This window comes from Billgrantia ethanolica, assembly GCF_021404305.1.
Lineage (GTDB): Bacteria > Pseudomonadota > Gammaproteobacteria > Pseudomonadales > Halomonadaceae > Halomonas > Halomonas ethanolica.
In genome coordinates this window covers 1-306 of record NZ_JABFTX010000045.1, presented here as the reverse complement: position 1 = coordinate 306, position 306 = coordinate 1, and the positions used below count along the sequence as shown (strand labels likewise).

The 306-nt window shown below is 65.7% G+C and carries 1 pseudogene; it reads right to left on the bottom strand.

Annotated features, from left to right (window positions below):
• A pseudogene (locus HOP53_RS21440) lies at positions 1-306 on the bottom strand (DnaA regulatory inactivator Hda); the annotation flags it as partial.

Here is a 306-nt window from a genome sequence, read left to right as displayed (position 1 = left end):
GATTGAAGGCATGAAACAAGCCCTCCTCCCAGCGACGTCGCCCGATGACGACGTCCACGTCGTCGATGGCCACCAGGTCGAGGCGCTCCACGTCCTCAAGCATCAAGGGCGGGAAGTGCCCCAGGTCGTGCAGCGGTAGATAGAGCGCGCGAAGGTCCCGGTCGGAAGCCGCATGGCAGGCCGCCTGCAACAGATGACTGCGACCGCTGCCGGACGCCCCCCACAGGAAGAGGAACGGCTCGCCGTCGGCATCGAGCTGGCGCGAAAGGCGATCCAGCAAGGTGGCATTGGCGGCCGGTAGAAAAC